The organism is Aquitalea sp. ASV11, from assembly GCF_016429185.1.
Classification (GTDB): Bacteria; Pseudomonadota; Gammaproteobacteria; order Burkholderiales; family Chromobacteriaceae; genus Aquitalea; species Aquitalea pelogenes.
In genome coordinates this window covers 26,433-39,271 of record NZ_JAELUD010000041.1, presented here as the reverse complement: position 1 = coordinate 39,271, position 12,839 = coordinate 26,433, and the positions used below count along the sequence as shown (strand labels likewise).

12 protein-coding genes and 2 tRNA genes are annotated in these 12,839 nt (G+C 55.2%); 10 read left to right on the top strand and 4 right to left on the bottom strand.

The annotated features are described in order from the left end of the window. The 6 genes from clpX to JHD62_RS13695 all read left to right on the top strand — a co-directional run. On the top strand, window positions 1-828 hold an 828-nt coding region (clpX, locus tag JHD62_RS13720), incomplete at its 5' end, for an ATP-dependent protease ATP-binding subunit ClpX (RefSeq protein WP_233160940.1). A 143-nt stretch (window positions 829-971) separates the two neighbouring features. Further along, window positions 972-3,386 carry an endopeptidase La gene (lon, locus tag JHD62_RS13715; RefSeq protein ID WP_131361114.1) on the top strand — a complete coding sequence of 805 codons (2,415 nt, stop codon included), beginning with the start codon at window positions 972-974 and terminating at the stop codon, window positions 3,384-3,386. A 176-nt stretch (window positions 3,387-3,562) separates the two neighbouring features. Further along, the gene (locus JHD62_RS13710) at window positions 3,563-3,832 is read left to right on the top strand and encodes an HU family DNA-binding protein (RefSeq protein WP_043572292.1); all 270 of its coding nucleotides are present in this window, start codon (window positions 3,563-3,565) and stop codon (window positions 3,830-3,832) included. A gap of 42 nt (window positions 3,833-3,874) precedes the next feature. Continuing rightward, window positions 3,875-3,950: transfer RNA gene (locus JHD62_RS13705), tRNA-Val, on the top strand. A 6-nt stretch (window positions 3,951-3,956) separates the two neighbouring features. Then, window positions 3,957-4,033: transfer RNA gene (locus JHD62_RS13700), tRNA-Asp, on the top strand. A 77-nt stretch (window positions 4,034-4,110) separates the two neighbouring features. Continuing rightward, a complete protein-coding gene (locus JHD62_RS13695) occupies window positions 4,111-5,955 on the top strand; it encodes a SurA N-terminal domain-containing protein (RefSeq protein WP_199103359.1) in 1,845 nt (614 codons plus the stop codon). A 101-nt stretch (window positions 5,956-6,056) separates the two neighbouring features. On the opposite strand, the gene sodB is transcribed toward JHD62_RS13695, so the two are convergent. Continuing rightward, the gene (gene sodB / locus JHD62_RS13690; protein WP_199103358.1) at window positions 6,057-6,638 is read right to left on the bottom strand and encodes a superoxide dismutase [Fe]; all 582 of its coding nucleotides are present in this window, start codon (window positions 6,636-6,638) and stop codon (window positions 6,057-6,059) included. Window positions 6,639-6,767: 129 nt separating this feature from the next. Here sodB and JHD62_RS13685 point away from each other — a divergent pair, with 129 nt between their 5' ends. The 4 genes from JHD62_RS13685 (at window position 6,768) to JHD62_RS13670 (ending at window position 10,389) form a co-directional block, all read left to right on the top strand. Continuing rightward, complete coding sequence (locus tag JHD62_RS13685) at window positions 6,768-7,949, top strand: NAD(P)/FAD-dependent oxidoreductase (RefSeq protein WP_199103357.1); 1,182 nt, start codon at window positions 6,768-6,770, stop codon at window positions 7,947-7,949. 51 nt (window positions 7,950-8,000) lie between these two features. Next, the gene (gene dnaB, locus JHD62_RS13680) at window positions 8,001-9,410 is read left to right on the top strand and encodes a replicative DNA helicase (protein ID WP_045848601.1); all 1,410 of its coding nucleotides are present in this window, start codon (window positions 8,001-8,003) and stop codon (window positions 9,408-9,410) included. Between the two features lie 62 nt (window positions 9,411-9,472). Then, the gene (locus JHD62_RS13675) at window positions 9,473-9,781 is read left to right on the top strand and encodes a ferredoxin (RefSeq protein ID WP_199103356.1); all 309 of its coding nucleotides are present in this window, start codon (window positions 9,473-9,475) and stop codon (window positions 9,779-9,781) included. Beyond that, a complete protein-coding gene (locus JHD62_RS13670; protein ID WP_199103355.1) occupies window positions 9,781-10,389 on the top strand; it encodes an alpha/beta hydrolase in 609 nt (202 codons plus the stop codon). The genes JHD62_RS13675 and JHD62_RS13670 overlap by 1 nt, the downstream gene beginning before the upstream one ends. Before the next feature lie 51 nt (window positions 10,390-10,440). Here JHD62_RS13670 and rnk read toward each other — a convergent pair whose 3' ends face one another. The 3 genes from rnk to map form a co-directional block, all read right to left on the bottom strand. Next, complete coding sequence (gene rnk, locus JHD62_RS13665) at window positions 10,441-10,851, bottom strand: nucleoside diphosphate kinase regulator (protein ID WP_045848604.1); 411 nt, start codon at window positions 10,849-10,851, stop codon at window positions 10,441-10,443. A gap of 110 nt (window positions 10,852-10,961) precedes the next feature. Beyond that, a complete protein-coding gene (locus JHD62_RS13660) occupies window positions 10,962-11,816 on the bottom strand; it encodes a flagellin (protein WP_199103354.1) in 855 nt (284 codons plus the stop codon). Window positions 11,817-11,942: 126 nt separating this feature from the next. Further along, the gene (gene map, locus JHD62_RS13655) at window positions 11,943-12,740 is read right to left on the bottom strand and encodes a type I methionyl aminopeptidase (RefSeq protein WP_199103353.1); all 798 of its coding nucleotides are present in this window, start codon (window positions 12,738-12,740) and stop codon (window positions 11,943-11,945) included. Window positions 12,741-12,839: the final 99 nt, after the last annotated feature.

Below are 12,839 nucleotides of genomic sequence, written 5' to 3'. Positions count from 1 at the left end.
CCCCCCCCCCCCCCCCCCCCCCCCCCCCCCCCCCCCCCCCCCCCCCCCCCCCCTTTTTTGCGTTCGTCTCGTGGGCTCGGAGATGTGTATAAGAGACAGGTATACATCGATGAAATCGACAAGATTTCGCGCAAGTCCGAAAATCCGTCCATCACCCGCGATGTTTCGGGTGAGGGCGTGCAGCAAGCCCTACTGAAGCTGATAGAAGGAACGGTTGCTTCCATTCCGCCGCAAGGTGGGCGCAAGCATCCGAACCAGGAATTCATTCAGGTGGATACCACCAATATCCTGTTCATCTGCGGTGGTGCATTTGATGGTCTGGAAAAGATCATCCGTCGCCGCTCGGAAAAGGGTGGGATCGGTTTTGGTGCGGAAGTCAGCTCTAAGGATGACAGCAAGTCCACCTCTGCCTTGTTCAAGGAGGCTGAGCCGGAAGACCTCATCCGTTTTGGTCTGATTCCCGAGCTGATTGGCCGTCTGCCGGTGGTGGCTACTCTGGAAGAGCTGGACGAAGAGGCCATGGTCACCATTCTGACGCAGCCCAAGAATGCATTGATCAAGCAGTATCAGCGCTTGTTCCGCATGGAAAACGTCGAGCTGGAAGTGCGTCCGTCTGCGTTGCGTGTCATTGCCAAGCAGGCGCTGATCCGCAAGACGGGTGCACGTGGTTTGCGTTCCATCATCGAGCGTGTATTGCTGGACACCATGTATGAACTGCCTTCCATGGAAAACGTGGAAAAAGTCGTGGTAGATGAAAAGGTTATCGAAAAAGGTGAAAAGCCTTTGTTTATCTATCGTGACAAGGATGAGCAGGCGCAGTCTGCCTGAGTCTGTTCAGTCGCAGATAAAGCCGCCCTTAATGGGCGGTTTTCTTTTGTAATGTCGCCAAACTGATTTAGTATGGGGTGTTGATTTTCAGCATGACCGCCCCATCTTTCATGCAATGTTTCACGTACGCAAGGTTAGGTGATATGCCCCAACCCGCAGAACTCCGCGAAGAAACCACATTGCCCCTGCTCCCGTTGCGGGATGTGGTTGTTTTTCCTCATATGGTCATCCCGCTGTTTGTCGGCAGGGCCAAGTCAATCAGGGCGCTGGAAAGCGCCATGGACGAAGGCAAGCAGGTGCTGCTGGTAGCCCAGCGCTCTGCCTCCAAGGACGAACCGGAAGCGGATGACCTTTACAGCGTCGGCACGATTGCCTCGGTGCTGCAAATGCTCAAGCTCCCGGATGGCACGGTTAAAGTGCTGGTCGAGGGCCGTCAGCGCGCGCAAATTTCCCAGGTTGAAGAGGATGGCGGCTGCTTTGTCGGCACCATCACGCCGCTGGCAGCGGACGGCGAGGACTCTACCGAGTCCGAAGCCATGCGCCGTGCCTTGCTGGCCCAGTTTGAACAGTACGTCAAACTCAACAAGAAGATCCCGCCGGAAGTCATGACATCCCTGGCGGGGATCGAGCGTGCCGGCCGCATGGCAGATACCATCGTCGCCCATCTGCCGCTCAAGCTTGAGCAAAAGCAGGAAGTGCTGGAGATGTTTGATGTTCGTGCCCGGCTTGAGCATCTGCTGTCCCAGCTGGAAGGCGAAATCGACATCCTGCAGGTGGAAAAGCGCATCCGTGGTCGCGTCAAGCGCCAGATGGAAAAGAGTCAGCGCGAGTACTACCTGAACGAACAGGTCAAGGCCATCCAGAAAGAACTGGGTGACATGGATGAAGTCAGCGACATCGACGAGCTCGAAAAGAAGATTCGTCTGGCTGGCATGCCAAAAGAAGCCAAGGACAAGGTCAGTGCCGAGCTTAAAAAGCTCAAGATGATGTCGCCGATGTCAGCGGAAGCGACGGTTGTGCGCAATTATATTGACACCCTGCTTGAGTTGCCTTGGAAGAAAAAGACCAAGATCAACAAGGATGTGGCCAATGCCGAGGCAGTACTGGATGAGGATCACTTTGGCCTGGAAAAGGTCAAGGAGCGCATTCTGGAGTACCTGGCAGTGCAGCAGCGCGTCGACAAGCTCAAAGCGCCTATTTTGTGCCTGGTAGGGCCGCCAGGGGTGGGTAAGACCTCTCTGGGGCAGTCCATCGCCCGTGCGACCAACCGCAAGTTTGTCCGCATGGCACTGGGTGGCGTGCGCGACGAATCCGAGATTCGTGGTCATCGTCGTACCTATATCGGCTCCATGCCGGGTAAGGTACTGCAGAACATGAGCAAAGTCGGGGTGAAGAACCCGTTGTTCCTGTTGGATGAGGTGGACAAGATGGGTGCTGATTTCCGTGGCGACCCATCATCTGCCTTGCTGGAAGTACTGGATCCGGAGCAAAATCACTCTTTCGTTGACCATTACGCCGAGGTTGAATACGACCTGTCTGACGTGATGTTTGTAGCCACTGCCAATTCGCTGAATATTCCCCATGCCTTGCTGGATCGCATGGAGATCATTCGATTGGCCGGTTACACCGAAGACGAAAAGGTCAATATCGCGCTGAAGTACCTAGTGCCCAAGCAGATGAAGGCCAATGGCGTGCAGGATGGCGAGCTGGTGCTGCAGGAAAGTGCCTTGCGCGACATCGTGCGCTACTACACCCGCGAGGCGGGTGTCCGTAGTCTGGACCGGGAAATTGCCAAGATCTGCCGCAAGGTGGTCACCAGCACGCTGCTGGGCAAGAACAAGGCAGCCAAGGTGACGGTGAATGCGAAGAACCTCGACAAATATCTGGGCGTTCATCGCTTTGATTATGGCGTGGCTGAGCAGGAAAACCGTATTGGTCAGGTGACGGGCCTTGCCTGGACCGAGGTCGGTGGCGAGTTGCTCACCATTGAGGCAGTATCACTGCCTGGTAAGGGTAATATTGTCCGTACCGGCCAATTGGGTGAGGTGATGCAGGAGTCCATCACTGCGGCAATGAGTGTGGTGCGCAGTCGTTCGCGTGCCTTGGGAATCAAGCCGGATTTCCATGAAAAGCATGACATGCACATTCATGTGCCGGAAGGTGCAACACCCAAGGATGGACCGAGTGCCGGCATTGCCATGACGACTGCAATTGTTTCCGTTCTGGCGGGAATTCCGGTACGCTCTGACGTGGCGATGACGGGCGAAATCACCTTGCGTGGCGAAGTGCTGCCCATTGGTGGTTTGAAAGAAAAACTGCTGGCTGCGCATCGTGGTGGAATCAAGCATGTGCTGATTCCGCATGGCAATGCCAAGGATCTGGTGGATATTCCTGCCAACATCAAGCAGAAGCTGGAGATTCATCCCGTTAAGTGGATCGACGAGGTATTGGCCCTGGCATTGGAGCGCCAGCCCGAACCCTTGCCTGATGACGCGAAGCCGGACGAGTTGCACCCCGCACCTGAAGGTGCGTCCGGTGTATCCGTAATGACGCATTAAAAATCAGTATGTTGCAGCCGTAGTGAAATTACCGGGCCGCTTGTGCTTTCCGGATGACCTTGCCATAAGGCAATATTCCTCTGGAAGCCGCTTGACACAAGGATTTTGACCTTGCTATAAAGCAAGCGGTTTTTATCCGAATTACGTAGACCGAAGAACGACGAAAGGGGACTTACGTGAACAAGTCTGAACTGATTGATGCAATCGCCGCTGAAGCTGATATTTCCAAAGCTGCAGCTGCCAAGGCACTGGATGGTATGGTTGCCGCTGTTACCGACGCTCTGAAAAAGGGCGACACCGTGACTTTGGTAGGTTTTGGTACTTTCTATGTTGGCGAGCGTGCTGAACGCAGCGGTCGCAACCCGAAAACTGGCGAAACCATCAAGATCCCGGCTGCACGTTCTCCGAAGTTCCGTGCTGGCAAAGCACTGAAAGACGCGCTATAATCTTCAACCTTGTCGTTAGCGATAGCGGCAAGGTTTTATAGCGGGCGTTTAGCTCAGTTGGTAGAGCGTCTGCCTTACAAGCAGAATGTCGGCGGTTCGACTCCGTCAACGCCCACCAAAGTTTGGAGTGGTAGTTCAGTTGGTTAGAATACCGGCCTGTCACGCCGGGGGTCGCGGGTTCGAGTCCCGTCCACTCCGCCAGAATCTACAGAAAAGGTGAACGTATTCAGTCGTTCACCTTTTTTTTTACCAATGGGGTGGCTTGCGCCGATATCGCCATGTTCGATTTTGTTCAGAATAATAAAATTGCCATTCAAGTCATTCTGGGCGCGGTTGCGCTGACCTTTGTTGGCTTTGGTGTGGGTAGTTATACCTCTGCGGTGGAAGACCCGTACTTGGTCAAGGTAGGCTCTGCCAAGATTTACAAACGGGATCTCGACCGCCTGCTTGAAGGCCAGCCTTCCGATGCGGCAACCCGTCAGCAGGCACTGGAGGACTTGATCCGTCAGGATTTGTTGCTCGCTGCGGCCCAGGACGGTGGAGCAACTGTCAGCCCGGAGCAATTGCGCAAAGTGATTGCCGGCATTGCCGAGCTGCAGGAAAACGGCCAGTTCAGTGCCACGCGCTATAAAGAATTCCTCGCTGCACGCAATATGTCACCCGAGGCTTTTGAAGCCAAAATCAGCCGTGACATCATGCTGCAAAATCAGATCAACAATTTTGCTGGTACTGGTTTTGTATCGCGCAGCGTAGTGGAACGCATGGGCGGCTTGATGGCGCAGGAGCGCCAGGTTCGCCTGCTGTTGTTGAAACCGGCTGACTTTGCTTCCCAGGTCAAAACCGATGACGCGGCGCTGAAGGCTTTCTATGATGCCAATGCCAAGCGCTTCCGTACGGCGGAGTCCGTCAAGCTTGATTACGTGCTGCTGTCACCACAGTCCGTGGCTGCTACCTTGAGCGTGACGGATGCCGAGGTGAAGCAATACTACGAGCAGCACAAGGCAGAGCTGGCAGGTGAAGAGCGTCGTGCTTCCCATATCCTGCTGACTGTACCCAAGGATGCCAAACCGGCAGAGAAGGCAAAGATCAAGGCTGAAGCTGAAGCCTTGCTCAAACAGTTGCGCGCCGACCCTGCTAAGTTTGCGGAACTGGCCAAAGCCAAGTCGCAAGACCCCGGCTCTGCAGCCAATGGTGGCGATCTTGGCTTCTTCGCACGTGGTGCCATGGTCAAGCCGTTTGATGATGTGGTGTTCCGCATGCAAGCTGGGAAAATCAGTGAGGTGGTGGAAACCGAGTATGGTTACCACATCATCAAGCTTGACGAGATAAAGCAACCTGACTTCGCTGCAGTCAAGGCAGCAGTGGAGGCCAAGCTGAAACAGCAGAAGGCCGCGGGACAATTGCGCAGCATGGCCGACAAACTGGCAGAAGTTGCCTATCAGCAAGCAGACTCCCTCAAGGGTGTGCAAGATGCCCTGAAGTTGCAGATTCAACACTCTGACTGGGTGTCGCGTGACAAGAAATCTGCTGATCCGGTATTGTCCAACGCCAAGGTTCTGGATGCGGCCTTCAGTGATGATGTGCTGAAGAAAAAGCACAATAGCGAGCCGGTGGATATTGGCGGCGGTAATCTGGTGGTGGTACGTGTGGCTGACCATCAGCCTGAGCGTCAGCAAAAGCTGGATGAAGTGCGTGATGTCATCAAGAATGAGCTGATCGCCACTGAAGGCGCTAAGCTTGCAGAAAAACAGGGCCAGGCTCTGTTGGCGCAGCTTAAGGCTGGCAAGGGTGTTGATGGTCAGAAATGGGGCGAACTGCAAACGGTTTCGCGTCGTAACCCTGGCAACATGATTGCGGGTGATGTGCGTGCGGTATTCTCTGCTGCAACCACCACTCTGCCGGCCTTTGCCGGTAGCAAGCATGATAATGGCGACTATGCGATTTACCAGATTGCCAATGTTGCTGCGGGTGCTGCTGTCAATGACGCAGAGCGTGCTCAGCTGGCTGGGGCAATGATGCAGATGGCTGCGCGCAGTCAATTGGGTAGCTACCTGGAAACACTGCGCCAAAAGTACCCCATCAAGATGGGCAAGCAACAGCTGAACGATCAAAGCGATCAGTAATATTCTGACGGGCAGGGCTGGAATCCGGTCCTGTCCCTTGCTTGGATTGCGTTGCGCAATAAAACAAAGGGCCGTAAGGCCCTTTGTTTTATCCGGGATGCTTAAGCCGCAAAATTCTTGGCAGCGAAGTCCCAGTTTACCAGCTTCCAGAAGCTGTCCAGATAGTTCGGACGGCTGTTGCGGTAGTCGATGTAGTAGGCATGCTCCCACACGTCACAGGTCAGGACCGGGGTCTTGTCGGTGGTCAGCGGAGTAGCGGCATTGCTGGTGGAAACCAGGTCCAGCGAGCCATCGCTATTCTTTACCAGCCAGGCCCAGCCGGAGCCGAAGGTGCCAACGGCAGTCTGGGTAAAGGCCTTCTTGAACTCTTCGAAGGAGCCCCACTTGGCGTTGATGGCATCAGCCAGCGGGCCAGTCGGTTCGCCGCCAGCATTCGGAGCCAGGCCAAACCAGTAGAAAGTGTGGTTCCATACCTGAGCTGCATTATTGAAGATGCCACCGGAAGATTTCTTGACGATTTCTTCCAGCGAGGCATTTTCAAACTCGGTGCCCTTGATCAGGTTGTTCAGGTTGGTGATGTAGGTTTGGTGATGCTTGCCGTAGTGGAATTCCAGGGTTTCCTTGGAGATGTGGGGGGCCAGCGCATCCAGTGCGTAAGGCAGTTCCGGCAGTTTGTGTTCCATCATGCTCTCCTTGTTGAGAATTGGGCTTGCGAAATTGCGAAAGCCGAATCTAGCGGATAACTGTAACAGCAAGTGTACTGGATTCAACACTTGATCGCCAATAGTTGACTAAATAAGTAAAGTAAGAAAATGAATAAGTCATTCGACGTCGTGGTCCTGGGTGCCGGGGCCGCTGGCATGATGTGTGCCGCTATTGCGGGTCAGCGTGGACGCAAGGTGTTGCTGCTGGATCATGCCGAAAAGCTGGCAGAGAAAATTCGTATTTCCGGAGGTGGTCGCTGTAATTTCACCAACCATGATGCGAAGCCAGAACGTTATTTATCTGAAAACCCGCATTTTTGTCGCTCGGCACTGGCACAGTTTGGTCCGCAGGATTTTATTGCCATGATTGAACGGCATGGCATTGCTTATCACGAAAAGAAACTGGGGCAGTTGTTTTGTGATGATTCCAGTCAGCAGGTTATCGACATGCTGGACGCTGAGTGTCAAAAAGGCGGGGTGTTCCGTCAGATGGGCGTTAGCATCAGTGCTGTTGCCAAAGACGAAACAGGTTTGTTTGTGCTTGAAACTACTGCAGGTCTCTTCAGTGCGCATGCGCTTGTGGTGGCCACCGGTGGCTTGTCCATCCCGCAAATCGGTGCAACACCGCTGGGCTATCGTATTGCCGAGCAATTCGGACTGCCGGTAACAGGGCTGAGTCCTGCCTTGGTGCCGTTGACTTTTCATGTCGAGGATGCAGAGGCCTTTGCTCCACTGGCCGGGGTGTCACTGGATGTGGAAGTGCGCGCCGGCAAGGGGCGTTTCCGTGAGCAGATCCTGTTTACTCACAAAGGCTTGTCCGGGCCGGCCATCCTGCAGATTTCCTCTTACTGGGAACCGGGAATGGATGTGGTAATCAATTTGTTGCCTGATTGTGATGTACAGACGTTTCTTGAGGAGCGGCAAGGCAGTGAACAGCTGTTGAGTAATGCGCTGGCCGAGCTGGGCTGGCCCAAGCGTTTTGCCGAGGCGTGGTTGAGCCGGTTGGGCTTTAATGTCAGGCTGAAGGACTTGACACCCAAAAAGCGTCTGCAACTGGTGGAGCAGATTCAGCATTGGCGCATCAAGCCCAATGGTACCCAAGGCTACAAGAAGGCTGAGGTGACGCGTGGCGGGGTTTCCACCAAGGCCTTGTCTTCCAAAACCATGGAAGCCAAGGATGTGCCAGGCCTGTTTTTTATCGGCGAGGTCGTTGATGTTACCGGCTGGCTGGGTGGGTACAACTTCCAGTGGGCGTGGTCATCCGGCTATGTGGCCGGCAAAAACTGCTAGAATTGCCACCTGATCCCGGTTCTTGCCTGTTGCACATTTCATTGAGTCTCCATGACCGAACAGTACGAAAATTTTGATGGTGCCATGGCATCCCTGCGCACGCCGCCGCATTCGACCGAGGCCGAACAATCGGTTCTTGGCGGTTTGATGCTGGATAATGGTGCTTTCGACAAGATTGCTGATGTAGTGTCCGAGGCGGATTTTTACCGCCATGACCACAAGCTGATTTTCAAGCATATTGCCCGTCTGATTGAGCTGGGCCGTCCCGCCGACGTGGTGACGGTATCCGAGGTTCTGGATAAAAACGCCGAGCTGGCGGATGTAGGTGGTTTGTCTTACCTGGCAACGCTGGCGCAGAACACGCCGTCTGCTGCCAATATCCGTCGCTATGCCGAAATCGTGCGCGAGCGTTCCATCATGCGTCAGCTGGCGGTGGTGGGGGCGGAGATTGCCGAGTCGGCCTATACGCCACAGGGGCGCGATGCTGCCCAGTTGCTGGACGAAGCTGAGGGCAAGGTGTTCCAGATTGCCGAATCCACCGCCAAGTCCAAGCAGGGCTTTCTGGAAATGCCAGGACTGCTGAAGGAAGTGGTTGAGCGAATCGACATGCTTTACAGCCGTGATAATCCGGACGAAGTGACTGGTATTCCTACCGGTTTTATCGACCTGGATGCCAAGACATCCGGTCTGCAGCCGGGGGATCTGGTGATTGTGGCAGGGCGTCCGTCCATGGGTAAAACCGCGTTCTCGATGAATATTGCCGAGCACGTGGCGGTGGAGGCGCATTTGCCAGTTGCGGTGTTTTCCATGGAAATGGGTGGCGCGCAGCTGGTGATGCGTATGCTGGGCTCGGTGGGGCGGCTTGATCAGCATGTGTTGCGTACCGGCAAGCTGGGCGATGAGGACTGGCAAAAGCTCACCTACGCCATTGGCAAGCTGTCGGAAGCGCCGATGTATATCGACGAAACCCCGGCACTCACCGCACTGGAACTACGTGCCCGTGCCCGCCGTCTGGCACGTCAGCATGGCGGCAAGCTTGGCTTGATCGTGATCGACTATTTGCAGCTGATGTCGGGTTCGGGCCGTGGGGATAACCGTACTGCCGAACTGGGCGAAATTTCCCGTGGCCTGAAGGGTCTGGCCAAAGAGTTGCAGGTGCCGGTGATTGCGCTGTCACAGCTGTCGCGTGCGGTGGAGCAGCGTCCCAACAAGCGCCCGATGATGTCTGACTTGCGTGAATCCGGTGCCATCGAGCAGGATGCTGACATCATCATCTTCATGTATCGCGAAGAGTACTACAACCCGGAAAACGTGGAAGTGAAGGGCATGGCTGAGGCCATTATCGGTAAGCACCGTAATGGCCCCACCGGTGCGGTGCGGCTGGCCTTTGTCGGCAAGCACGCCAAATTCGAAAATGCCGCGACTCTGGGTATCAGCGGCTGGGCGGATAGTGACGGCTAACCCCGCCTGATGATCTGGTTACCGGGTGCAGCAAGTCTGTATCCGTTTACGAAAGGTAGTTCATGAGCTATTTCGACAAACATGTATTTATCTGCTGCAACCAGCGTGCTGCCGGGGAGGATTGCTGCAATAACCATGGTTCCAGTGAGCTGCTTGGTTATATGAAGGACCGTGTCAAGGCGCTGGGGCTGGCGGGTGACGGCAAGATCCGTATCAATAAGGCGGGCTGTCTGGGGCGCTGTGATGATGGGCCGGTAATGGTGGTGTATCCACAAGAGACCTGGTACACCTTTGTCGATCGGGAAGACATCGACGAAATCATCGATGAGCACATGGTGGCCGGACGTATTGTTGAAAGGTTGAAGATCTGATGTTGAAAGCCCTGAACAAATGTGTGATTTCCGGCCCGGTTGGCGAGCTGGAGACCATCGTGGTATTGCCGCAAGGCGAGCCGCAGGGAATTGCTGTGATTTGCCACCCGAACCCGCTGCAGGGCGGCACCAATACCAACAAGGTGGTGCAGACAGCCGCCAAGGCGCTGTCTCAGCTGGGTTATGCCTGTTACTGCCCGAACCTGCGCGGGGTGGGGGAGAGCGGCGGTCAGCACGACCATGGGGTTGGCGAGGTGGAGGATGTCATTGCCGTGGTCGAGCATGCCCGTACGGTGCATGGCGACTTGCCGCTTGCTCTGGCAGGGTTCTCGTTCGGCGGTTTTGTGGCGGCGCGAACCCGTGCCGTGATTGAGGCTGAAAAGTTGTTGCTGATGGGTGTGGCAGTGGGTAAGTACACCATTCCGACTCCAGCGGTTCCGGCGGATACCCTGGTGATTCATGGTGAAGAGGATGAGGTGATTCCACTGTCAGCCGTGCTGGACTGGGCGCGTCCACAGGACTTGCCGGTTATGGTGTTTCCGGGAGCCGGACACTTCTTCCATGGCAAGCTGATCAAACTGGGGCAGATGATTCAGCGCTGCTGGTAAGCCCGTCCTGCCAACACGAAAATAGCCAGTCTGTTGACTGGCTATTTTTAATTAACGGTGCAGATCGCCGGCTGCTTCAGGCTGGTAGGTGACTTCCAGTACGGTTAGCCGGGTTTGTCCTGCAAGCGTGGGCCAATCAATCGACTGCCCTTCGGCCAGGCCGAGCAGGGCAGCACCGACCGGCGCCAGAACAGAAACATGCCCGGCCGTACCGTCTGCCTGATTGGGGTAAACCAGTGTCAGCAGTTTTTCTTCGCCGCTTTGTTCAATACGCACGCGCGCCGTACTGTTCATGGTGATGATGCCTGCCGGAATGTCTTCCGGCTCTACCACTTCGGCACGTTCCAGCTCGGCTTCCAGCGCTGCCAGCGTTGTCTTGTCCTGAGCTGGCATGCGCTCCATCCAGGCCGCCAGCCTTTCGTAATCAAGACTGGAAACAATGATGGATGGTTGGCTGGGCATGGTTGACTCCTTCTCGCAATAAAAAGCACAGGCATTTTCAAGCCTGTGCGCATGGTGATAAATGAGGTATTGGAGTTGGAGTGTCAGGGCGACGGAAAGTTGCCACTGGCCTAGCCAAGCAGGCTGAGTGCACTGCGCTGGGAAAGATTGGCTTGTGCCTGCACGGCGATGGCTGACTGGCCAAGGATTTGCTGCTGCACCAATTGCGCTGTGGCTGCTGCAAAGTCGGTGTCGCTGATGCGACTGTTGGCTGCCTGGGCATTGAGTGAGGCATTCTGCAAATTGTCGATGGCCGCAGCAAATTGATTGCTGGCTGCACCCAGCTGGGTGCGCGAGTTGCCAATGATGGCAAGGTCTGCTTGCATCTGCGATTGTGCTGCAATGGCGCTGGCGGGGCTGGACAGATCAATGGTGCCGGTTGCCGCCAGGTTGGCATTGTAGCTGTTCAGACCTCCACTGGATGGAGACGCGGACAGATTGCTGGTGCTGACGTTGATCTGGTTACCACTGCCACCATTGGGCCCTACCTGAAATTGCAGGCTGTTATTGCTGCTCAGTAGTGATGTGCCGTTGTACTGGGTGTTCTGGATAATGGCCGAGTTACTTTGGGTGAGCTGATCCACCTGTTGTTGCAAGGCCTGGCGGTTGCTGCTGTTGAGGGCTGCATTGCCGGCCTGGATGGCTAGTTCCTGAATCTGCTGGGTATTGCTTTGCAATTGCGACAGGGCACTGTCGGCAGTTTGTACCACGGAAATCCCGTCCAGTGCATTGCTGCTGGCCTGATTATCGCCACGAACCTGCGCCTCAAGGGATTGTGACAGGGCTGTATTTGCAGCATTCACCGCAGCATTGTTCAGTTGTGTGCCGGACGAGAGCTGTTCCAGTGTCTGTTCGGTTTTCTTGCGCGATTTCTCCAGCTGGGACTGTGCGCTCAGAACACTTGAATTGCTGCCGATGGTTAACATGTCACGCTCGCTTAAAGTAAAGTCAGATCACGGCCTTAACTATAGATTCAGTCTTGCTGTTTAACCAGTATTTACACAAAAACACCCGCTTGGAGCGGGTGTTTACTGTTGTATTGCTAATAAAACTCAGCGAGAGGCTGGCTTGGCCGGTGTGCCGGCCGACTGTGTCAGCACTTCGTAGCCGGTTTCGGTAACCAGAATGGTGTGCTCCCACTGCGCCGACAGGCTGCGGTCCTTGGTGGCGACTGTCCAGCCATCGCCCATCATGCGCAGATGACGTTTGCCCTGATTGATCATCGGCTCAATGGTGAAGATCATGCCGGCTTCCAGTTTGAGCCCGGTGCCGGGGCGGCCATAGTGCAGGACTTGCGGCTCTTCGTGGAAACGCTTGCCAATGCCGTGGCCGCAGAACTCTTGCACCACACTGTAGCCGCTGGCTTCAGCATATTGCTGAATCGCATAGCCGATATCACCCAGTGTGGCACCCGGTTTGACCTTTTCAATACCGCGCCACATGCATTCATAAGTAATCTTGCACAGGCGGCGGGCGTGCTCGCTGACTTCACCGACATAGAACATGCGGCTGGTGTCGCCGTGGTAACCATCCTTGATGACGGTAATGTCGATGTTCATGATGTCGCCATTCTTCAGCGGCTTGCCATTGGGAATGCCATGGCACACCACGCTGTTGATCGAGGTGCAGATGGACTTGGGGTAGGGGTTGTGGCCATCCGGTGCGTAGTTGAGAGGAGCCGGGATGCAGCCTTGCACATTGACCATGTAGTCATGGCAAAGCTTGTCGATGGCCTCGGTGGTGACACCGGGTTTTACGAAGGGAGTGATGTAGTCGAGTACTTCGGAAGCAAGCTTGCCGGCGATACGCATTTTCTCGATATCGGCGGCTGTTTTCAGTTCAACGCTCATTGTGGTGGTCTTGGTGTGTGCGGCAATGTTCCATTCTAGCAAATGATGAAAAAACGGGCATCCCGCAGGACGCCCGTTTTACAGTTTGTTGCTAAGCGA

What these genes read in the sequence shown, in the direction of transcription:
- map (WP_199103353.1), bottom strand. Translation starts at nt 12,740, where the DNA reads ATGAGCGTTGAACTGAAAACAGCCGCCGATATCGAGAAAATGCGTATC.
- lon (WP_131361114.1), top strand. Translation starts at nt 972, where the DNA reads ATGCCCCAACCCGCAGAACTCCGCGAAGAAACCACATTGCCCCTGCTC.
- JHD62_RS13695 (WP_199103359.1), top strand. Translation starts at nt 4,111, where the DNA reads ATGTTCGATTTTGTTCAGAATAATAAAATTGCCATTCAAGTCATTCTG.
- rnk (WP_045848604.1), bottom strand. Translation starts at nt 10,851, where the DNA reads ATGCCCAGCCAACCATCCATCATTGTTTCCAGTCTTGATTACGAAAGG.
- JHD62_RS13685 (WP_199103357.1), top strand. Translation starts at nt 6,768, where the DNA reads ATGAATAAGTCATTCGACGTCGTGGTCCTGGGTGCCGGGGCCGCTGGC.
- JHD62_RS13670 (WP_199103355.1), top strand. Translation starts at nt 9,781, where the DNA reads ATGTTGAAAGCCCTGAACAAATGTGTGATTTCCGGCCCGGTTGGCGAG.
- JHD62_RS13675 (WP_199103356.1), top strand. Translation starts at nt 9,473, where the DNA reads ATGAGCTATTTCGACAAACATGTATTTATCTGCTGCAACCAGCGTGCT.
- dnaB (WP_045848601.1), top strand. Translation starts at nt 8,001, where the DNA reads ATGACCGAACAGTACGAAAATTTTGATGGTGCCATGGCATCCCTGCGC.
- JHD62_RS13660 (WP_199103354.1), bottom strand. Translation starts at nt 11,816, where the DNA reads ATGTTAACCATCGGCAGCAATTCAAGTGTTCTGAGCGCACAGTCCCAG.
- sodB (WP_199103358.1), bottom strand. Translation starts at nt 6,638, where the DNA reads ATGGAACACAAACTGCCGGAACTGCCTTACGCACTGGATGCGCTGGCC.